Source organism: Saccharothrix sp. NBAS 001, from assembly GCF_056640475.1.
Genome location: NZ_CM153251.1, coordinates 4060429 through 4080016 on the forward strand (window position 1 = coordinate 4060429; position 19588 = coordinate 4080016).

Below are 19588 nucleotides of genomic sequence, written 5' to 3' on the forward strand. Positions count from 1 at the left end.
TGCCGGCGTCAACCGACCTGCGACGCGGGGCGCTCCGACCCGACCGGGTGCACGGACGGCGTGTCCACCACCTGCCGCGCCGCCAGCCGGTGGAACAGGCCGCCGGTGTCGGCGAACAACTCGGCGAACGTGCCGGCCTGCACGACCCGGCCCCGGTCCAGGACGAAGATCCGGTCCGCGTCCCGCACGGTCGACAGCCGGTGCGCGACGACCACGCGGGTGGCGGCCGACCGGCGGGTGCCGGCGGTCACGATCTCCTGGGTCCGGTTGTCCAGCGCGCTGGTGGCCTCGTCGAAGAACAGCACCCTGGGCTTCGTCGCGAGCGCGCGGGCGATCAGCACGCGTTGGCGCTGCCCGACCGACAACGTGCCGCCCCCGAACGGCACCACGGTGTGCAGGCCCATCGGCAGCCGGCGGACGTCCTCCTCCAACCCCGCCAGCCGGACCGCCTCCCACACCGCCTCGACCGGCAACGGGTCGGCACCGCAGATGTTCTCGCGCAGCGTGCCGCCGAACAGCCGCCCGTCCTGGAGGACGACACCGCACTGGCGGCGCACCGCCCCCACGTCCAGCCCCGCCAAGTCCTGCCCGTCGTAGCGCACCGCCCCCGTGCCGGGACGTTCGAACCCCAGCAGCAGCCGCAGCAGGGTCGACTTGCCCGACCCGCTCGGACCGACGAGGGCGACGAACTCGCCGGGTCGGACGTGGAGGGAGACGTCGTCGAGCACGGGCGCGTCCGAGCCCGGGTAGCGGAACGTCACGTCGCGGACCTCGACCTCGCCGGCGAGTTCCACCTGCCGCGCCCCCGGCTCGCTCTCCGGCGACGCGGCGAGCACGTCGGACACCTCTTCGAGGCGGGGCAGCGCGGCGGCGACGTCGACCCCGGCCGCGCACAGCGTGATCGCCGCCTGCACCAGCAGCGCGAGCCCCGCGTTGGCGGTGAAGAACCGGTCGGCCGGCACCTGCCCGCTCAGCGGACCCGACAGCACCGCCAGCAGCACCAGCTGCGCGCTGATCGGCAACGCCGTGACCAGCGCCGCCAACCCCGCCTGGACCCGCCGCACGCCCTGCACGCCGGCCCGCGCCGCCACCGCGGCCTCCGCCCACCGGCTGAACGCGCGGGGTTCGGCGGCGGCGGTCTTGATCGTCGTGACGCCGGCCAGCACCTCGTCGGTGACCGAGGCGGCGCGGTGCTCGGCGGGCAGCGCGGCCCGCTGCCGCCGCACGACCGCCGCGCCGAGCGCGGCGCTCGCCAGCGCCGTGCCGGCGACCAGCCCGAGCCCGACCAGGGTGAGCCCGGACTCCACGACCAGCAGCAGCCCGACCCCGGCGCAGGCGGTGCACAACGCGAGCAGCGCCCTGGCGGGCACCCCGTCCAGGGCCTGCCGCGCGTGGGCGACGCCGAGGACCCGGTTCGCCAGCGCACCGCTGGTCGTCCCCCGGAAGAACCCGGTGGGCAGCCGGAGCAGCCGGTCCCACAGCGCCAGGTGGAGGTTCGCCTCGAACCGGTCCTCGAACCGCAGCGCCCGCAGGTTCAGCACGACCTCCAGCAGCGCCGCCGCGAGCGCGGTCGCCAGGTAGAGGACGACGTCCCAGGCCATGCCGCGCAGGTCGCCCCGGACGAGCCCGCCGAGGACCTGGCCGATGATCAGCGGGGTCGCCAGGTGGAGGACCGCGACGAGCGCACCGGCCACCAGCATCCCGCGCAGGTCGCGGCCGTTGCCGGTGAACCCCCGGCGCAGCAGGTCCCGCAGGCGGGTCCGCGCGGGCAGCGGCAGGTGCGGTACGGCGGCGCTGTCGGTGAACGCGGTCGCGCCGGCCGCGTCCACCGGTGTGCGCGCCCGGGTCAGGGGGTCGACCACGTGGTAGCGGCCGCGCGCGAACTCCAGCGGCACCGCGACGGGGTCGCCCGTCCCCTCGGTGCGCCGGCCGATCAGCGGTCCGACGTCGCGCCGCCACCAGCCCCGGTCCAGCCGGGTCCGGCGCAGGCGGATCCCGGACTGCCGCGCGTGCGCCCGCAGGGCCGCCCACGGGTCCGCCGACGTGCTCACCGCCGCCACCCGGTCACCGCGCGCAGCACGTCGCGGGGCTCGTCGCCGGTCCGGTCCACCGGGCCGGTGCGGGTGCCCAGGCCCAGTTCGCCCAGGGCGCGGTGGGCCGTCGTGGCGAGCGCGGACCGGTGGGCGCGCCGGCGTTCGGCGAGCGCGGCGAGGAGGCGTTCGTCGTCGGCCCGCGCCTCGTCCACGGCGGTCCGGGCCAGGCGGGTCAGGTGGCCGCCGACGACGTCGGTGAGCCCGCCGGAGCGCAGAACGTCCGCCGTGCCGCGGAGGTCGACGGCGCAGTCGTCCTCGGCGTGGATCCAGTCCCCCACCGCGAGCAGGACGGCGTCCCGCCCGGCGGTGACGACGTCGCCGCCGTTGACCCGGAACCAGCCGCCGGACCGCACCCAGAGCGGGTGTCGGGCGCACAGCGCGGACCGGCCGGCGGCGAGCGGGCCCGGCCGCAGCGGCTCGCTGTCGCGCGGCGGGTGCGCCGGTCGGGTCCGGTCGGACATCGCCTGCAGGGCCCGGTCCAGCGCCGGGCCGAGCGCGGCGGCCCACCCCGGGAACGCCGGGTCGTCGAGTTCCCGCAGCCGGCTGCCGGGCAGCGGTACCGCCTGGAGGTGCCGGCCGCCGGCCACCGTCGGCGGCAGGGCGCTGAACTCCGGGCACCGCGCCACGAACCGCCGGCGGGACTGCCCGCCGGCGGGCAGCTCCCACACCGCGAAGACGTCGACCGGGCCGCCCTCGACCAGGTGGGCGAGCCGCCGGCCGTCGAGTCGGCGCGGTCGCGCGGACGCCGCCGACGCCGAGGCGGTGAGCAGGTCCCAGCACGCCGGGGTGTCGTTCACGGCGTCACCTCCGGGTTCTCGTGGTGCCGGACGAGGTCGGCGTAGGCGCCGTCGCGGGCGAGCAGCTCGTCGTGCGTGCCGCGTTCGACCTCCCGGCCGTGCGCCAGCACGACGATCAGGTCGCAGTCGCGGACGGTGGCCAGCCGGTGGGCGATGATCAGGCAGGTCGCTCCGCGTCGCCGGATGTCGGCGTCGATGAGCTGCTCGGTCGCGGTGTCCAGGGCGCTGGTCGCCTCGTCGAGCACCAGCAGCCGGGGCCGGCGGGCCAGGGCGCGGGCGATGACCAGGCGTTGCCGCTGCCCGCCGGAGAAGTTCCGGCCGCCCTGGCGCACCGGGGCGTCCAGGCCGCCGGGCCGGCGGGTCACCTCGTGCAGGACCTGCGCGTCGGCCAGCGCGGCGAGGACGTCGTCGTCGCCGATGGTGGGGTCCCACAAGGTCACGTTGTCGCGCACCGTGCCCTGGAACAGCGCCCCGTCCGGGTCGACCACCGCCGTGGTCGCCGCCCGCAGGTCCGGGTCCAGGTCGGCGAGGTCGTACCCGTCGATCGTGACGCGCCCGCGCCACGGCCGGTGGAGCCCGGCGACCAGCCTGCCCACCGTCGACTTCCCGCTGCCGGAACCGCCGACGAGCGCGACCCGGGCACCGGGCGGCAGTTCCAGGGAGAAGTCGGCCAGCAGCGGCGCGGCCGAGAGGTTGTAGCCGAAGGTGACCGACTCGACCGCCACCCGGCCCTCCATCGGCACGTCCGTGACGGGGTCCGGCGGGGGCGGGGAAACCGGGTAGTGCTCGACGTCGAGCAGCCGCCGGACGTCGACGCCGACCTCCGCCACGCGGGCGCCGACCTCGCCCAGGTCGTCGATCGGCCGGTTCATCGCCGTGACCAGGCTCTGCACCGCGACGAGCAGGCCCACGGTCAGGGTGCCCGCCACGACCAGCCCGCTGCCGACGGCCAGCAGCACGGCGGTGGTCACCGCCATCACCAGCGTCGGGACCACGCCGAGCACGGCGGCCGGGACCCCGGCCCGCTGCCGGCCCCCGCTCACCGCGGCCTGGCGGGCGGCGAACTGCCGGAAGGCCAGATCCTCCTGCCCGTTCGCCTTCGTCGTCTCGATCATCGCGATGGTCGAGACGACGGTGGCGTACCAGCGGCTCCGCTCCGCCTGGACCCCGGCGACGGCGGCCGTGCGCATCCCCGACAACCACCGCAGCACCACGACGTTGAGCCCGGAGCACGCCGTGGCGCACAGCCCGAGCACCAAGTCGTACCAGCAGAGCAGGACGCCGTAGGCCAGCACCAGCGCGAGGTCGACGGCGGTCGCGGCGAGCCGCCTGGTGAACACCTCCGCCACCGCGTCGTTGGTCTCGACCCGGTGCGCGAGGTCGGCGGCCGACCGCTGGTCGAAGAACGCCTGCGGCAGGCGCAGCACGTGCCGGAAGAACCGGGCGGCCCCGCCGAGCGCGACGGCGGTCTCCGCCCGGACCAGCAGGAGCCGCTGCACGAGCGCCGCGACGAACGTGATCACCGTCGCGATCGCCAGCGCCGACACCAGTCCGGCCGCCACGCCGGTGTCGCCGCCGAGCAGCACCCGGTCCACGAACACCCGCGACAGCACCGGGAGCGCGATCCCCACCACCGCCACGAGCAGCCCGAGCAGCACGGTCAGCGGAACCACCGAGCCGAGGCCGCGCCACCGCCGGGCCACCGCCGCGAGCAGACCGAACCGGCGACCCTCGCGCCGGAACGCGGGCCCGGGCCCCAGGTCGATCGCGATACCGGTGAACGAGCGCTCGAACTCGTCCCACCGGACGGCCCGGGGCCCCAGCGCCGGGTCGTTCAACCGGACCCGGCGGCGGTCCATCCCCTCCAGCACCAGGAAGTGCTCGAACCGCCAGTAGAGGACGGCGGGCAGCCGCAGTCCGCCGAGGCCGGCGATCCCGCACTGCTTGCCCTTGGCGGTCAGCCCGTGCCGCCGGGCGGCCTTCACCACACCGGACGCGGTGGAGCCGTCCCGGCCGACCCCGCAGTCCCGGCGCAGCTCCTCCAGCGGGACGTGCCTGCCGTAGTGGGACAGCACGATGCCCAACGACGCCGCGCCGCACTCGGTCGCCTCCATCTGGATGAGCGTGGGCGTGCGGACCCGGCGGCGGGCGGGGCGCGCGGTCCGCTCGGCGACGGCGGTCACGAGAGCAGCCAGTCGACCGGGTGTTCGTCGGCGAGCGTGATGCGGGCCGTGACGACGACCTGCGAGTCCCACCGGTCCCGGGCGAGGTCACCGGTCGGGTCGACGGTGACCGCCACGACCGGGCCGGCGGCGAGGAAGGGCGTGACGTCGCGGGTCCGGCCGAGGAAGGCGCGCAGCGAATCGGCGGTCTCCGGGAACGCGCCGACCTCGCGCACCACACCGGTGGCGGAGCCGGGCGCGCCGGTCAGGTCGACCGGCATCCCGGCGCGCACCGACCGTGCCGCCGCAGCGGCGACGTAGACGACGGCGTGCACCCGGTCGTCGGGCGTGTCGAGCCGTTCGAGGTTCGCGACACCGGTCCCGGTCGCCACCCACTGGCCGGGCGAGACGAGCGTGCCGACCACGTACGCGGTCCAGGGCGAGCCGACGGTGAGCGTGCCGCCGTCGGCGTCGGTCAGCTCGTAGAGCGCCTGGCCCTGCTCCAGCCGTTCGCCGGAACGAGCCAGGACGGCGGTCACCAGGCCCGCGCGCGTAGCGTCCACTGTGGACACACCGGCGGCGCGGGTGAGCACACCGGGCGCGGAGACGGTCTTGGGCACCGTGCCGAAGACCGACCAGGCACCCGCGGCGACCACCACCGCGGTCAGGGCGAGCGCGGTCAGCCAGGCCGGCACCGGGGCGAGGTGCGCGACCTCGTCCAACTGCTCGGGCGACTCCAGCGATTCGAGCGCGCGTTTCCGGAACCTCACCGATTCCTCCTCGGTCGACCGGGACGCGGACCCGGTGCGAGAACGCGTACGGGCGCGCCGGGAGAAGATCCCGACGCGCCCGACCTGCGGTCTGCCTACGCGCGGGGGATGCGGCGACCGGCGCCCATCTCGATACCGCCCGCAACGGTGTCCAGGTCGGCGTCGTCGATCTCGATGGCGGCGATCTCGACGTCGTCGGAAGTCAGGTCGATCTGGGTGTTCGCCATTGTTCTTCTCCTCGGTCAGACGTGCTTCGGTCGAAGCCCATTGCGGATCCGGAGGTCGTCGTCCTCGCGGTGTCGCCTTTCGGCCACGGGAGAAACGTATGGGCCGGGTCGACCGGTCGACCATGCAGAAGCACCGGCAAAACGGAACTTCCACTTTTTCTGCCGGTCCCGATGAATGGAGCCCGACTTTCCGAAGAATGCGTATCGAGGCGCGGAACAGGAGATTAAAAGAAGATGTTCGACAGGTGCGGGCGGGCGAACCGGGGCCAGGTCCCCGGCGCGCCCGTCCGTCCCGGGGGTCGACCGCCTACATCACGGGCAGACGACGACCGTTGCCGTACTCGCCGGAGCCGCCCGCGACGGTGTCCAGGTCGGCGTCGTCGATCTCGATGGCGGCGATCTCGACGTCGTCGGAGGTCAGGTCGATCTGGTTGTTCGCCATTGTTCTTCCCCTCGGTCGGACGAGCTTCGGTCGAAGCTCGTGGCAAATCCGGAGTGCGACATCCTCGCGGTGCCGCCTTTCGGCTACGACCAGAATCTAATTGACCCGCCGACCACCCCACCACACAGAAAAGGAAGCAGGAATTCCGGCAGTACCGAGCAATTATTCCTTCTGCCGGTCCCGGACGACCCGACCCTGGTAGCCATTTCGCCCGGAATACTGGAAACGGCGCACCCGACTACTCTTTCCGGCGGCGACCACGGCCCCCTGCTCCATGGGTGCGCACGTCCACGGGACCGCTCCAGGTCACCGCTCGCGGTCGCCGCCGGGGGCGTGGAAGCCGGCGGCCTTGTGGGTGCCGTCGCAGAAGGGTTTGAGCGCGGACTTGCCGCACCGGCACAGAGCGACGGTGCCGCGTCCGGGGCTGATGAGTTCGCCGTCGTGGGTGCGCAGTTCGAAATCGCCGCGCACGAGCAGCGGGCCGTTCTCGTAGGAGGTGATGGTGGCGCGTTCGCTCATTCCGTGTGCTCCAAGACCTTGGTGTGCAATGCGGACAGTCCACGTGACCACCGGTCCAGGAGGGCCCGGCCGAACTCCGCTTCCACGGCCAGGCAGGCCGCAGCGCCGAAGAGCACGTCGTCCGCCGCGTCGGGGTGGGTCTTCGCGTAGGTGCCGCACAGGTCGTGCGCGGCGATCTGTTCGTGGACGGCGTCGGCCTCCACGTGTTCGTCGTAGAACCGGGTGGCCCGGGTGTCGCCGCCGAGGCGTCGCAACCCGTTGCCGTAACGGCGGTTGGGCAGCGACGAGGTCATCTCGAACGCGGCGAGGTGCCCGACCAGTGCGCCGGTGAGGTCCCGGTGCAGGCCGAACAGGGAGATGGTGTTGGTGACGGCGAGGGTCACCGCCGGCGCGCGGTCGACGTAGTGGCCGTAGGTGTCGTCGAGATCGAGGAAGCGCATGACGTCGTGGAAGAGTTCGGAGTGCATCCGCTCTACGAGTCCGCCGCCGTACTCATCGGCCTGGATCTCCACCAGGGCGGCCTTGGCGCGGCCTTCGAGGCGGGGAATGGCCCAGGAGTGGGGGTCGGCCTCCTTGAGGTGGTAGACCGAGCGCAGTGCCACGAACTCGCGGAACTCCTCCTGGGTGGCTTCGCGTTGCAGGTAGCCGGCCAGGGACGGCCCGTCGTCGGCGGCGACGAGGTCGGCCAGCGCGTCCGGCACCGCCTCGGGCTCGACCGCGGTCGTCGGTGCGAGCGCGCGCAGCCCGTCGAGGAACCGGTCCTCCAGTCCGCTGCGGAACGCGATCAGTTCCGGCGACCACTCCCACGAGTCGTCGACGTCGGCGAAACCCCGGTAGTGCAGCTCGTAGCAGGTCCAGAGGGCCAGTTGGAGATCTTCGTCGTGGACGACGTCGGCGGTCTGCACGTGGTCGGGCCACGGCGCGACATGGCGGCGCGGCCCGCGCAGCGCCTCGACCACCGCCGAACTCAGCGGTCCACGGGGCTGGGGCAGTCGCATGAGGCGCTCCTGGGGGACGGGGCTCGGGATCAGGAAATACCCCCGTTTGGCGCATCCGAAGCGTCCGCGTCCGGCAATCCATCTCACAGTGGGAGCTGCTGGAACAGGGGCGGTGACCAGGCAACACGTCCACTTCACGCGTTGAAGCGGCGTACGCTCCTCCCTCCTGTCCGGCCGATGCCCGGAGGAAGTGCGTCGGGGAGCTGTCGCTGCTCCGGTTGCGGTGGACAGTGGCCGGTGCGATGGTTGGAGGAGCGACCGCGATGGCGCATGTCCAGTGCGCCGAACTTTCGCGAAAGTGCCGCCCCGGCCCCTGGCGGCCTGTGTGCACGCCAGGCACGTCAAGGGGTTCGATGAACGGGGCAGTCCCGGTTGTCAGTCCTGAAGCGAAGCCTCATCGCGTGTCCTGACAGCGTTCGTCGTCAGGGTGCGATTCCGACCGTTCGAGAACTCGCCGCAATGTCCACAATGGACGAATATCCGCTCACAGAAGGCACACGCACATGACGCCGTCAACCGCCTCCCCGACGCAACCTCCCGAGACCCGACCAGGCAGCGATTTCGCCCGCCTGACCCGGGAAGTCAGGGACGCCGGCCTGCTGGACAAGCGACGTGGCTACTACGCGCTGCGGATGAGCCTCAACGTCCTGCTGCTCGCTGCGGGCGGACTGGTGTTCGCGCTGCTGGGAGACTCGTGGTGGCAGGTGCTGCTCGCGGTGTTCTTCGCCTTCGTGTCCACCCAGTTCGCGTTCATCGGCCACGACGCCGGGCACCGGCAGATCTTCCGCTCCCACCGCCACAACGACCTCGTCGGGCACCTGCACGGCAGCCTCACCGGGATCAGCTACCAGTGGTGGTTCGCCAAGCACAACCGCCACCACGCCAACCCCAACCACGAGGACCACGACCCGGACATCGAGATCCACGCCATCGCCTTCAGCCGCGCCCAGGCCGACGCCAAGCACGGCCTGTACCGGTGGATCACGAAGTACCAGGCGTTCCTCTTCTTCCCGCTCCTGCTGGCCGAAGCGGTCGTGCTGCGGATCTCCGGACTCCAGGCCCTGCGCGACCGGGAACTCCAGCGCCCCTGGCGGGAAGCCGCGTTGCAGGTGCTGCCGGCCGCCGGGTACCTGACGGCGTTGTTCCTCGTGCTGTCGCCGTGGCAGGCGATCGTGTTCATGGCGGTGCACCAGGGGCTGATGGGCGTCTACCTCGGCTGCTCCTTCGCGCCCAACCACAAGGGAATGCCCATCATCGCCAAGGGGCAACGGCTGGACCACCTGCGCAAGCAGGTCCTCACCTCGCGCAACGTCACCGGCGGACGCTGGGTCGACGCCCTGCTCGGCGGACTGAACCACCAGGTGGAACACCACCTGTTCCCCCACATGCCCCGCCCGAACCTCCGCCGCGCGCAGCCCATCGTCGAGGATTTCTGCGCCCGCCACGGCATCCCCTACAGCAAGGCCGGCCTGCGCTCGTCCTACGCCCAGGTCCTGCGCCACCTGCACGACGCGGGCGCGCCCTTGCGTGCCCCCTTGCGTGACGGTGCGGTGAAAGCGGCAACCTCCCGGAGTTGACCACCGGTCTCAGCCCTGCCGTGGCGGGTCGTCGGCAGGTGTGAGGCGGTCCCAGACGCGGTGTCGGCGCATCAAGGCCAACACCTGCTCGACCACCTCGGTCGGGCTGTCGTCGGTGATCACACCCGATCCGGTGCCGACGGCCGCGCTGCCCCACGCGCCGATCGCCTTGGCGTGGCGGTAGGTCTCGTCGACGAGGAGGTCGACACGCGGGTCGATCGGGGATCCGTTGCCCGCCCCCTCGTCACGCGCGGGCGGCGCGTCGGGCGCGGGCGGGGGTGTGGCGGCCAGCAGGAGGGCGTCGAACTCGACGGAACGGGCAGTGAGGAAGGTCCGCTGGGCGACGAGCCCGTCACCGAGGTCGCCGCCCCTGGCCGAGACGACCAGCGGCACGACACCGGCGGCGAAGAGCGCTTCACGGGCGACGCGCACGCCGTCGAAGCTGTCCGGGTCGTCGGCGTCCACGACGATTCCGACGGTCCGGCCGTCGACCGGCCACTCCTGCCCCAGCTGGGACAGCGCCGGGCTCGGTACGACCTCGGGCAGCTCGTGCGCCTCCGGCGCGGGCAGGCCGAGCCCGGCCGCGACCGCTGCGGACAACCGTTCGTCCACTTTGGCCAGCACCAGCAGTTCGCGTTCCTTGATCGCCTGTTCGTAGCACTTGCCCAGCTCGAAGGTGAGCGCGCGGATCACGTGCTCCTGCTCGACCGGGTCGAGGCTGTGGAAGAACAACCGGGGCTGGGTGAAGTGGTCGTCGAACGACGCCGCCGCCCGCCGGACCTTCGTGGCCTCGGCGACCCGTTGCGGCACCTCGACGAACGCCTTGTCGGCGGTGCCGGCGTGGAACGGGCAGCCGCCGTCGAGCGTGTTCGGCTTGTAGGGCGCGACACCTCCGTGCACGGCCTGCTGGTGGAACCCGTCGCGCAGCATGTCGTTGACCGGGGCGTGCGGGCGGTTGATCGGGATCTGGCTGAAGTTCGGCCCGCCCAGGCGGGTCAACTGCGTGTCGAGGTAGGAGAACAGCCGCGCGTGCAGCAGCGGGTCGTCGGTCACGTCGATGCCCGGGACCAGGTGGCCGGTGTGGAAGGCGACCTGTTCGGACTCGGCGAAGAAGTTGGTCGGGTTGCGGTCGAGCGTGAGGGTCCCGATCGGCTGCACGGGCGCGAGTTCCTCGGGCACCAGCTTGGTCGAGTCCAACAGGTCGATGCCGTCGAAGGTCTGTTCGGGCGTGTCCGGGAAGACCTGGACGCCCAACTCCCACTGCGGGAAGGCCCCGGACTCGATCGCGTCGTACAGGTCGCGCCGGTGGAAGTCCGGGTCCACGCCGCCGAGGAGCTGCGCCTCCTCCCACAGCAGGGAGTGCACGCCGAGCTTCGGCTTCCAGTGGAACTTCACCAGCACCGTCTCCTCGGCCTCGTTCACCAGCCGGAAGGTGTGGACGCCGAAGCCCTCCATGGTCCGGTACGAGCGCGGCACGCCGCGATCGGAGACGTGCCACAGCACGTGGTGGGTGGCCTCGGTGTGCTGGGAGACGAAGTCCCAGAACGTGTCGTGCGCGCTCTGCGCCTGCGGGATCTCCCGGTCCGGGTGCGGCTTCACCGCGTGGACGACGTCGGGGAACTTGATGCCGTCCTGGATGAAGAACACCGGGATGTTGTTGCCCACCAGGTCGAACGTGCCCTCCTGGGTGTAGAACTTCGTGGCGAACCCACGAGTGTCGCGCACGGTGTCGGCCGAACCGCGCGACCCCACGACGGTGGAGAACCGGACGAACACCGGCGTCGCCACGTCTTCTTTCAGGAACCCGGCTTTGCAGATGCCTTCGGCGGTTCCGTAGCCGACGAACACACCGTGAGCGCCGGCGCCCCGGGCGTGCACCACCCGCTCCGGGATGCGTTCGTGGTCGAAGTGCATGATCTTCTCGCGCAGGTGGTGGTCCTGCAACAACGTCGGACCGCGCTCCCCTGCCTTGAGCGAGTGGTCGGTGTCATGCAAGCGCACGCCCTGCGCCGTGGTCAGGAACGCGCCTTGCCGACTGTTCGCTGCCTTCGGGGCATCGGTCGGTGCGCCGGTCGGCGAGACCGTGTCCGGTGCGTCCTGATCGGACTTGGGCGGCAACGGCTCGCGCGGCTCCGTCGGCGGGACGAGCGAGGGCGGCTCGCTCGCGGGGGCTCCCGGAATCGCCCGCCCGGCCGTCTCCGCCGCCTTCTTCCCCGATTTCTTCGACGCGCTCACGACAACCTCCGCCGAGTTCTCGGACACCAGCGAACTTCTCTTCGTCCGGCGGCTACCCGAGAGCGTGCGGTCTACACCGGATCCCCGAATCCGATCGGCTACAACGAGAGCACGGAGAGTTACGCCGTGCTGCCGGCCGCGCCACCGCTGTCGGCTTCGGTGACCCGTGCACCGTGCACACCGAACCGAAGCCAAGCCCGCGTGACGCAAGCGGCGTGGGACAGGCCGACTCCGGTGCGATCGTCACCGAACGGGTGGTGGCCGGTCGGGGCAGGTCGGAACTGTTTCGGCGGTTCCCTACGAGGTATCCGAGCCCATACGCCGAAACGTTCGGCGACGCGCTTCCGGCGTGGCACAGGCGGTGCCCGCACAAGCGGGCCGTCTCCAGGAGTTCGCGATGACAGGTCCCTCCTGCCCTGCTCCCGGCACGCTCGTCACCTACCTCAACCCCGACTCGTTCGACACCGCTGTCTTCGTGCAGGGCCTCGTCGTGGGCGACCACGTGGTCGACCCGGACACGGCACGTGCCTGGGTGCCGGTCTCGCGACCCGGCCACTCGATGTCGGTAGTGGACACCGCGACCATCATCGAGGCTCAGCCACGCCGGGTCCGCTGACGGTATCGAGGCGGCCGGCCCGGGACGAGCCCTCCGGGTGCCCGAACCGGAGCGTCGGACACATCCGGTGCGCCCGAGGTGCTCCCCGCGTTCGACCCGACACGCCGTCGACAATCCTGGACGGTCACTCCAGCCGGATCCGCGTGTGACAACACCCGAACGGCGGAGTGGATCGCTGTGTGAGAGGCGACGCATCGGGGTAGTACCGGTCTGCCGGTATCTGCGCAGAGCACGGCAGGGTCGCCCGAGAGGGTGGCCCGGCCAGGTTCGACGCGGTGCGTTGAACAACCAGCGCGTGCGCTCCGGCCTGGTAGCGCGGTGCGGATCGGAATGGCGTACTGCGCAGTCCGATCCGCACCGCGCGTCACGACCCTCCGGCCCTCGACCAGGGCGGCGGCAGAGCGGATCAAGCGGGGTTCTCCACGACATCGGGCAGCCGGACGTCGGTCCACGGCTTCGCCCCCAGCGCACGGGCGACATAAGGTGCCAGACGGGCGGTCAGATCCTCCTGGATCCGTCCATCCGGCGGGGCCTGCATCCCGGTCGTGTGATGGCCGTCGAACACCTGGCGCACCCACCGGGCGATCTCCGAGGGCTCGGGCACGTTGTGCGCGCCGAAGTGCGCCTGGATCGCCAGCTCCTCACCGCTGTGCGTCTCCACCGCCACAGACCACCCGGTCAGCTCGTCCCAGACGAGCGCCACGTCACGATCCTGGTAGCCGGGGAGCCTGCCGTCCAACGCCAGGTAAGCGCTCCTCGGCCACTCCGGCTGAACGTAGGAACTCTCACCGGAGAGCCCCAGCTCCACGGCGACCACGCGGACGTAGCTCTGCAACGCCCGCATCAGGAAATCGTCGAAGTCCCACTCCACGCGCATCGCCCGCTTCCGTCCCGGAGACCGATGCGCCGACTGTTTGACGCCCTGACCACGTACCCGCTGGACGGGTTGTCCAAACGGGCTCGTTCACGGCCGGTCCGGTTCCTCGTCGGGTGCCGCTCGGCAGGGCCGCCGTGCACGCGATCGCGTCCTCGGCATTACGGTGACCTCCACAAGCGAGGAATGGACGGCACCATGAAGGCGGCATCAGGTCGGCCCCGCACCGCACAGCCGGCGGCCGAGGAGGACCTGCGGGACCTGTTCGGGCAGTCCGCTGCCCTGTTCGCCTCGCTGGCGGGGCCGGACCACGTGGTGGAGACGGCGAACCCGACGTTCTTCGCCGCGGTCGGCGGGGGCCGGGCGGGCGTCGGCGTCCCGCTGGCGGAGGTGATGCCCGAACTGGCCGGTCAGGGCTTCATCGCCCTGCTCGACCAGGTGTCGCGCACCGGCGAGGCCCACACCGGCCGCGACGTGCGGGTCGTGCTCGATGCCGGGCCGCCGGCGCGGGAGGCGTTCTTCGACTTCACCTGCGAGCCGCGCCACGACGCCGGGGGCGGGCTCGTCGGGATCCAGGTGATCGGGGTGGAGACCACCCAGGTCAAGCACACCCAGCGGCTGCTGGCCGAGCACCGGGCACTGCTGGAGCAGATCGCGCGGCAGGCTCCGCTGGGCGACGTCCTCGACGGGATGGCCCGCTGCATCGAGAACCTCGCCCCGCAGGAGGTGCTCGTCTCGGTGCTGCTCGCCGACCCGGACGGCCTGCACCTGCGCCACGGTGCCGCACCCGGCCTGCCCGACTTCTACAACGAGGCCATCGACGGGATCGCGACCGGCGAGGGCGTCGGGTCCTGCGGGACCGCCGCGCACCGGCGGGAACCGGTCGTCGTCACCGACATCGCCACCGACCCGTTCTGGGACGACTTCCGGGACCTCGCCGACCGCGCGGGCCTGGCCGCCTGCTGGTCGACGCCGATCCTCGCCCGCGACGGCACCCTGCTGGGCACCTTCGCCATGTACCACCGGGTACCGCAGGTTCCGCAGGGCTCCGACCTCGCCCTGGCGCGCGTCTTCGCCGGCACCGCCGCCCTGGCCATCGAACGCCACCACGGCGAACAGGCGCGCCGTGACGCCGAAGCCCGCGCCGAAGCCGCCCGCGCCGAGTTGGCGGAGGCGGTGCGCGCGGAGCAGAAACTGCGGGCCGAGGCCGAGCAACGAGCCGAGGCCGCAGCGGAGCTGTTCGACCGGATGCGCGCCGCCACCGCCGCTCAGGCCGCCGCACCGCACCCCGATCACTGCCAACTCGGCGGTTTCGAGGGGTGCACCGCGGCGGCGGACCTCAAGGTCGCCGACGCCTGGGGCGATTCGGCCTGGGGGTGCCACGACCACGCCGAGGAGGCCCTGCTCAGCGTGCGTTCGGCGTTCATCGCCAGCGAGGAGATGGGCGGCCTCGCCGCCTTCGTAGACCGCCGCCCCCGCCCGAGCACGACGCCCCGGACATCGCACACCGGATGAACTGCCGCCTCTGGCAGGCAGCCTGCCCGACCTGTTCGCCGCAGCGTCGTCGCACCAAGGCTCAACGGGTTGGAGCGTCGAGCAGTTCGGCGAGCAGGGCGCGGACCCGGCGGTCGATCTCGTCGCGAATCGGGCGCACGGCGTCGACGCCCTGTCCGGCGGGGTCGTCGAGTCGCCAATCGAGGTAGCGCTTGCCGGGGAAGACGGGGCAGGTGTCCCCGCAGCCCATGGTGATGACGACGTCGGCGGCACGGACGGCTTCGGTCGTGAGCGGTTTGGGGAACTCCCGCGACAGGTCGAGCCCGAGTTCGGCCATGGCTTCGACCACGGCGGGGTTGATCGTGTCGGCGGGCGCGGACCCGGCGGAGCGGACCACGACCCGGCCTCCGGCGTGGTGGTGCAGGAAGGCTGCGGCCATCTGGGAGCGGCCGGCGTTGTGGACGCAGACGAACAGCACCTCGGGCAGGTCGGACACGGGGGCTCCCTGGTTGGTGGCTTCGCGGTCGGGCGGTTCGGCGACGTGGGGGGCGGCGGGCATGGCGGGGCCTTCACACGGGGGTTCGGGTCAGCGTGACGACGATCTGAAACGGCGGCGCAGCGCCAAGGAGACGTAGACCAGGCCCACCAGCACGGGCACCTCGATCAGCGGGCCGACCACCCCGGCCAGCGCCTGGCCGCTGCTCGCGCCGAAGGTCGCGATGGCGACCGCGATGGCCAGTTCGAAGTTGTTGCCCGCGGCGGTGAACGCCAGCGTGGTGGTGCGTTCGTAGCCCAGGCCGATCGCCCGGCCCAGGGCGTGGGAACCGGCCCACATCAACGCGAAGTACAGCAGCAGCGGCAACGCGATCCGGGCGACGTCGAGCGGGCGGGAGGTGATCTGGTCGCCTTGCAGGGCGAACAGCACCACGATGGTGAACAGCAAGCCGTACAACGCGACCGGCCCGACCTTGGGCAGGAACCGGGTCTCGTACCACTCACGGCCCTTCGAGCGCTCGCCCAGGCGGCGCGTCAGGTAGCCCGCCACCAGCGGCACGCCGAGGAAGATCAGCACGCTCCGCGCGATCTGCCACCCCGACACCGCCAGGTCGGCGGTCGGCAGGCCGAGCCAGGCGGGCAGCACGGACAGGTAGAACCAGCCGAGCAGCCCGAAGGCGACGACCTGGAACACGGAGTTCAGCGCGACCAGCACGGCGGCGGCCTCCCGGTCGCCGCACGCCAGGTCGTTCCAGATGACCACCATCGCGATGCAGCGCGCCAGACCGACGATGATCAGGCCGGTGCGGTACTCGGGCAGGTCCGGCAGCAGCAGCCACGCCAACGCGAACATCAGCGCCGGACCCACCACCCAGTTCAACGCCAGGGAGGACCACAGCAGCCGGCGGTCGCCGGTGACGGTGCCCAGCCGGTCGTAGCGGACCTTGGCCAGCACCGGGTACATCATCACCAACAACCCGAGCGCGATCGGCAACGAGATCCCGTCCACCTCGACCGCGTTCAACACCCCGCCCACGCCCGGTGCCCACCGGCCCACGAGCAGGCCGACCACCATCGCGGCGCCGATCCACACCGGCAGCCACCGGTCCAGCACCGACATCCGGGCCGCCACCGGACCGGTCGACGCCGGGCCGTCGTCGGCGGTGGTCGTGGGTGACGCGGTCACCGCGCCACCCCGGCGGGGCGGGTGAGCAGCGCGGCGAGCCGGTCGGTGACCTCGGGCAGCAGCCAGTAGTAGACCCACGTGCCGCGCCGCTCGCAGTCGATCAAACCGGCCTGGCGCAACAGCTTCAGGTGGTGCGAGATGGTCGGCTGGGACAGCTCGAACGCCGGGGTCAGCTCGCACACGCACACCTCGCCGCCCGCGCGGGAGGCGATCATCGACAGCAGCCGCAGCCGCACCGGGTCGCCCAACGCCTTGAACACCGGTGCCAGCTCCGCCGCCTGCTCCGCCCCCAACGGCGCGGTCAGCAGCCCCGGACAGCACCCGTCGGACCGGGCGGGCGGCGTGACCGGCTCTTGTTTCGACATGCTTCTATATTGACAAGCTTCGATGCAGTGCGCAAGCTTGGATAGACAAACGTCGAATCAGAGGCACGAGAAGGGCCATCCCATGGGCGACCAGGCGACCGACCTGCGCGAGACCGTCCGGCAGCGCTACGCCGCCACGGCCGTCGCCGTCACCACCGGCGGCACGACATCCGGCTGCTGCGGGCCGTCCCCGGTCGAGGTGGACGCCAACTTCGGGTCCGGCCTCTACAGCGGGGCCGACCGCGACGCCCTGCCCGCCGACGCGGTCGCCGCGTCCCTGGGCTGCGGCAACCCCACCGCCGTCGCCGACCTGCGCGAGGGCGAGCGGGTCCTGGACCTCGGCTCCGGCGGCGGGATCGACGTGCTGCTCTCCGCCCGCCGCGTCGGGCCCACCGGCAAGGCGTACGGGGTGGACATGACCGAGGAGATGCTCGCCCTCGCCCTGGCCAACACCCGCAAGGCCGGTGCCACCAACGTCGAATTCCTCAAAGGCACGATCGAGGCCATCCCGCTGCCCGCCGACACGATCGACGTGGTGATCTCCAACTGCGTGGTCAACCTCTCGGTCGACAAGCCCGCCGTGTTCGCCGAGATGGCCCGCGTCCTGGTCCCCGGCGGCCGCATCGGCATCTCCGACGTCGTCGCCGCCGACCACCTCACCGCCGACCAGCGCGCCGAACGCGGCAGCTACGTCGGCTGCATCGCCGGAGCCCTCTCGTTCGCCGAATACCGCGACCACCTGGCCGCCGCCGGCTTCACCGACATCGAGATCACCCCCACCCACCAGGTCGCCGAGGACATGCACTCCGCGATCATCCGCGCCACCACGCCCGTCGAGGTCGCGGACCAGGCGTCGAGCGCGGCCCCGACCACCGGCGGATGCTGCGCCACCTGCTGACCAAGCGGCCCGGGGCGGGCGTCCCGCTCGCGGTGCGGGGCGATCGCCCGGAGGTGGCACGGATCGTGCGTCACCGCCTTGTGCGGTGGTCGGACTCCGCACCCGTACTCGATCAGGGGCGCACGGTCTCGGGGAAGCCCGTCCAGCGGAGGTCGGCGCGGAGGTGGCTCATGTCGTTGAACATGGTGACGGCGGGCGGGATTCCGGGCCGGTACTCGATGACGGTGAGCGCGGTGTTGGCGCTGTTGAGGCTGAGCCAGCGCACGGGCGGAGCGCCGAGGGCGTCGCGCACGAGCCAGGCGATGGGGTACGCGTGGGTGATGAGCACCTCGTGCACGTCTGTGTCGCCTTCGGGCGCGACGGCGAACCTCGCGGTGAGCGCTTGGGCGACCTCGTTCCCGGCGGCGGCTTCGGCGGTGTCGTAGCCGTCGAAGAACGGTATCCACGGTTGCGGGGTCTCCCCCTGGGACGGCACGTAGGGCACGTGGTCGATGAGTTCCGGAGCCTCGGCCACGGGCGCGTTCCCGCTGAGGAGGATGTTGAGCTGTTGCGCGCTGTCTGCGGCCCGTGGGAGTGGTGAGTGCCAGACGGCGGTGATGGGCAGGTGCGCCAAACGCTTGCCCAGCAGCCTGGCCTGCTCGCGGCCGGTGTCGGTGAGGTTGCCGAAGGCGTCGGCGTCGCCGTGCCGGGAGATGTAGAGGTATCTCGTCGCCATGTGCGGGTCGGGAGGCGCGTGTCTCCCGATCTCCTTCCTCGGAGTGGTCGTTCGGTCGGGTTCAGAGGACGGTGACGGTCCCGGCTGTTCCGTCGAGGGTGATCCGGTCGCCGTTCCGGATGGAGGTCGCGGCGTCCGCGACACCGAGCACGGCGGGGATCCCGTACTCCCGGGCGACGATCGCGGCATGGGAGAGGGCTCCGCCCGTCTCGGTGACGACACCGGAGGCGATGGTGAACAGCGGCGTCCAGGACGGGTCGGTGTACCGGCAGATCACGACCTCGCCACGGCGGACGGTCCGGAAGTCCGACGGGCCGCGCACGATGCGCGCCGTCGCGGTCACGTTCCCGTGGGAACCGGGGATCCCTTTCAACGCCCGGGACGGCGCGACCGCGTCGGGAACGGGGATCGCCGGGAGCGAGGCCGTGATGGGGCGGGATTGCAGGATCCACCACTCGCCGGCCGCGACCGCCCATTCGATGTCCTGCGGGCCGTCGAGCGTGGCGGCGATCCGGCTTCCCAGCCTCGCGAGGGTGGTTGCCGTGTCGTCGTCCAGGGTCCGCGCGGTTCGCGCTGCTTCCGCGACGACGCTCGTGACGACACCGCGACGCTCGTGGTCCAGGTCGACGCGGATCGCCTTCCCGCCGATCGTGCACCCGATGGAGCCGTCCGGTGCGACCTCGTAGGCGTCGGGAGTGACGGTTCCGCTCACGACGGCGATGCCCAGACCCCAGGACGCCTCGATGCGGGTCGGACCTCCCGGCTGCTGGGGGGTGAACATGACGCCCGACACCTCGGCCTCGATCACGCGCTGCACGAGCACCGCCATGTCGGGAGTGGAGCGTCGAGTGCTGCCGCCGGTCCGGTTCCAGTAGTCGGCCACTCGTGCCGCGCGGGCGGACGCCCGGCACACCGCTATGGCCTCGCACACGTCGTCGGCTCCCCGAACGCCGATGACGCTCTCGTACTGGCCCGCAGCGGAAGCCTGTGCCGTGTCCTCGTTCGCGGCCGACGAGCGCACCGCCACCACGGGGTCGCCCAGCCGTTCGAGTTCACGGGCCACCGCCGTGCGGAGCGCTTGCCCGGAGTCGGTGTGCTGTTCGCCGTCTGAGGTCACGACGACAC

At 72.1% G+C, this 19588-nt stretch carries 19 protein-coding genes; 4 read left to right on the plus strand and 15 right to left on the minus strand.

Features of this window, described 5'->3' with window-relative positions:
• Nucleotides 1-8: 8 nt before the first annotated feature.
• The 8 genes from AC0HI0_RS16860 to AC0HI0_RS16895 all read right to left on the minus strand — a co-directional run bounded on the left by AC0HI0_RS16860 (nucleotide 9) and on the right by AC0HI0_RS16895 (nucleotide 8008).
• Complete coding sequence (locus AC0HI0_RS16860; RefSeq protein ID WP_480933318.1) at nucleotides 9-2051, minus strand: ATP-binding cassette domain-containing protein; 2043 nt, start codon at nucleotides 2049-2051, stop codon at nucleotides 9-11.
• Nucleotides 2048-2890 carry a hypothetical protein gene (locus AC0HI0_RS16865; RefSeq protein WP_480933319.1) on the minus strand — a complete coding sequence of 281 codons (843 nt, stop codon included), beginning with the start codon at nucleotides 2888-2890 and terminating at the stop codon, nucleotides 2048-2050. Before AC0HI0_RS16865 ends, AC0HI0_RS16860 begins: the two co-directional genes overlap by 4 nt.
• Nucleotides 2887-5073: a cysteine peptidase family C39 domain-containing protein gene (locus tag AC0HI0_RS16870; RefSeq protein ID WP_480933320.1), complete on the minus strand. Its 2187-nt coding sequence runs from the start codon at nucleotides 5071-5073 to the stop codon at nucleotides 2887-2889. Before AC0HI0_RS16870 ends, AC0HI0_RS16865 begins: the two co-directional genes overlap by 4 nt.
• On the minus strand, nucleotides 5070-5822 hold the full coding sequence (locus AC0HI0_RS16875) for a hypothetical protein (protein ID WP_480933321.1): 753 nt from the start codon (nucleotides 5820-5822) through the stop codon (nucleotides 5070-5072). The genes AC0HI0_RS16870 and AC0HI0_RS16875 overlap by 4 nt, the downstream gene beginning before the upstream one ends.
• A 95-nt stretch (nucleotides 5823-5917) precedes the next feature.
• On the minus strand, nucleotides 5918-6049 hold the full coding sequence (locus AC0HI0_RS16880) for a hypothetical protein (protein ID WP_480933322.1): 132 nt from the start codon (nucleotides 6047-6049) through the stop codon (nucleotides 5918-5920).
• 307 nt (nucleotides 6050-6356) lie between these two features.
• Nucleotides 6357-6491 (minus strand): hypothetical protein, encoded by a 135-nt coding sequence (locus tag AC0HI0_RS16885; RefSeq protein WP_480933323.1) that lies wholly within the window; start codon nucleotides 6489-6491, stop codon nucleotides 6357-6359.
• A gap of 306 nt (nucleotides 6492-6797) precedes the next feature.
• Nucleotides 6798-7010 (minus strand): CDGSH iron-sulfur domain-containing protein, encoded by a 213-nt coding sequence (locus AC0HI0_RS16890; RefSeq protein ID WP_480933324.1) that lies wholly within the window; start codon nucleotides 7008-7010, stop codon nucleotides 6798-6800.
• Complete coding sequence (locus tag AC0HI0_RS16895) at nucleotides 7007-8008, minus strand: iron-containing redox enzyme family protein (protein ID WP_480933325.1); 1002 nt, start codon at nucleotides 8006-8008, stop codon at nucleotides 7007-7009. The genes AC0HI0_RS16890 and AC0HI0_RS16895 overlap by 4 nt, the downstream gene beginning before the upstream one ends.
• Before the next feature lie 503 nt (nucleotides 8009-8511).
• On the opposite strand from AC0HI0_RS16895, the gene AC0HI0_RS16900 reads away from it, so the two are divergent.
• A complete protein-coding gene (locus tag AC0HI0_RS16900) occupies nucleotides 8512-9585 on the plus strand; it encodes a fatty acid desaturase family protein (RefSeq protein WP_480933326.1) in 1074 nt (357 codons plus the stop codon).
• Nucleotides 9586-9594: 9 nt separating this feature from the next.
• Here AC0HI0_RS16900 and AC0HI0_RS16905 read toward each other — a convergent pair whose 3' ends face one another.
• Nucleotides 9595-11820: a catalase gene (locus AC0HI0_RS16905; protein ID WP_480933327.1), complete on the minus strand. Its 2226-nt coding sequence runs from the start codon at nucleotides 11818-11820 to the stop codon at nucleotides 9595-9597.
• Between the two features lie 397 nt (nucleotides 11821-12217).
• Here AC0HI0_RS16905 and AC0HI0_RS16910 point away from each other — a divergent pair, with 397 nt between their 5' ends.
• Nucleotides 12218-12436: a hypothetical protein gene (locus AC0HI0_RS16910; protein WP_480933328.1), complete on the plus strand. Its 219-nt coding sequence runs from the start codon at nucleotides 12218-12220 to the stop codon at nucleotides 12434-12436.
• A gap of 406 nt (nucleotides 12437-12842) precedes the next feature.
• Here AC0HI0_RS16910 and AC0HI0_RS16915 read toward each other — a convergent pair whose 3' ends face one another.
• A complete protein-coding gene (locus AC0HI0_RS16915) occupies nucleotides 12843-13313 on the minus strand; it encodes a DUF6292 family protein (protein ID WP_480933329.1) in 471 nt (156 codons plus the stop codon).
• A gap of 195 nt (nucleotides 13314-13508) precedes the next feature.
• Between AC0HI0_RS16915 and AC0HI0_RS16920 the strand changes: the two genes are divergently transcribed.
• The gene (locus AC0HI0_RS16920; RefSeq protein ID WP_480933330.1) at nucleotides 13509-14825 is read left to right on the plus strand and encodes a GAF domain-containing protein; all 1317 of its coding nucleotides are present in this window, start codon (nucleotides 13509-13511) and stop codon (nucleotides 14823-14825) included.
• Nucleotides 14826-14886: 61 nt separating this feature from the next.
• Here AC0HI0_RS16920 and AC0HI0_RS16925 read toward each other — a convergent pair whose 3' ends face one another.
• The 3 genes from AC0HI0_RS16925 to AC0HI0_RS16935 all read right to left on the minus strand — a co-directional run bounded on the left by AC0HI0_RS16925 (nucleotide 14887) and on the right by AC0HI0_RS16935 (nucleotide 16850).
• On the minus strand, nucleotides 14887-15300 hold the full coding sequence (locus AC0HI0_RS16925; protein ID WP_480934311.1) for an arsenate reductase ArsC: 414 nt from the start codon (nucleotides 15298-15300) through the stop codon (nucleotides 14887-14889).
• A gap of 90 nt (nucleotides 15301-15390) precedes the next feature.
• Nucleotides 15391-16419 carry an ACR3 family arsenite efflux transporter gene (arsB, locus tag AC0HI0_RS16930; RefSeq protein ID WP_480934312.1) on the minus strand — a complete coding sequence of 343 codons (1029 nt, stop codon included), beginning with the start codon at nucleotides 16417-16419 and terminating at the stop codon, nucleotides 15391-15393.
• 62 nt (nucleotides 16420-16481) lie between these two features.
• Nucleotides 16482-16850, minus strand: a complete 369-nt coding sequence (locus AC0HI0_RS16935) for an ArsR/SmtB family transcription factor (RefSeq protein WP_480933331.1) — start codon at nucleotides 16848-16850, stop codon at nucleotides 16482-16484.
• A gap of 82 nt (nucleotides 16851-16932) precedes the next feature.
• On the opposite strand from AC0HI0_RS16935, the gene arsM reads away from it, so the two are divergent.
• Entirely contained in the window at nucleotides 16933-17748 is an 816-nt protein-coding gene (arsM, locus tag AC0HI0_RS16940; protein ID WP_480933332.1) for an arsenite methyltransferase, read from the plus strand.
• A 112-nt stretch (nucleotides 17749-17860) separates the two neighbouring features.
• Here the strand turns inward: arsM and AC0HI0_RS16945 are convergent, their stop codons facing one another.
• Both AC0HI0_RS16945 and AC0HI0_RS16950 read right to left on the minus strand, forming a co-directional pair.
• Complete coding sequence (locus tag AC0HI0_RS16945; RefSeq protein WP_480933333.1) at nucleotides 17861-18463, minus strand: histidine phosphatase family protein; 603 nt, start codon at nucleotides 18461-18463, stop codon at nucleotides 17861-17863.
• 61 nt (nucleotides 18464-18524) lie between these two features.
• Nucleotides 18525-19580, minus strand: a complete 1056-nt coding sequence (locus AC0HI0_RS16950; protein WP_480933334.1) for a PEP/pyruvate-binding domain-containing protein — start codon at nucleotides 19578-19580, stop codon at nucleotides 18525-18527.
• Nucleotides 19581-19588: the final 8 nt, after the last annotated feature.

Coding starts and splice junctions, on each gene's coding strand:
- AC0HI0_RS16935 (WP_480933331.1), bottom strand. CDS start 16,850: ATGTCGAAACAAGAGCCGGTCACGCCGCCCGCCCGGTCCGACGGGTGC.
- AC0HI0_RS16880 (WP_480933322.1), bottom strand. CDS start 6,049: ATGGCGAACACCCAGATCGACCTGACTTCCGACGACGTCGAGATCGCC.
- arsM (WP_480933332.1), top strand. CDS start 16,933: ATGGGCGACCAGGCGACCGACCTGCGCGAGACCGTCCGGCAGCGCTAC.
- AC0HI0_RS16910 (WP_480933328.1), top strand. CDS start 12,218: ATGACAGGTCCCTCCTGCCCTGCTCCCGGCACGCTCGTCACCTACCTC.
- AC0HI0_RS16895 (WP_480933325.1), bottom strand. CDS start 8,008: ATGCGACTGCCCCAGCCCCGTGGACCGCTGAGTTCGGCGGTGGTCGAG.
- AC0HI0_RS16890 (WP_480933324.1), bottom strand. CDS start 7,010: ATGAGCGAACGCGCCACCATCACCTCCTACGAGAACGGCCCGCTGCTC.
- AC0HI0_RS16945 (WP_480933333.1), bottom strand. CDS start 18,463: ATGGCGACGAGATACCTCTACATCTCCCGGCACGGCGACGCCGACGCC.
- AC0HI0_RS16920 (WP_480933330.1), top strand. CDS start 13,509: ATGAAGGCGGCATCAGGTCGGCCCCGCACCGCACAGCCGGCGGCCGAG.
- AC0HI0_RS16915 (WP_480933329.1), bottom strand. CDS start 13,313: ATGCGCGTGGAGTGGGACTTCGACGATTTCCTGATGCGGGCGTTGCAG.
- AC0HI0_RS16900 (WP_480933326.1), top strand. CDS start 8,512: ATGACGCCGTCAACCGCCTCCCCGACGCAACCTCCCGAGACCCGACCA.
- AC0HI0_RS16885 (WP_480933323.1), bottom strand. CDS start 6,491: ATGGCGAACAACCAGATCGACCTGACCTCCGACGACGTCGAGATCGCC.
- arsB (WP_480934312.1), bottom strand. CDS start 16,419: ATGTCGGTGCTGGACCGGTGGCTGCCGGTGTGGATCGGCGCCGCGATG.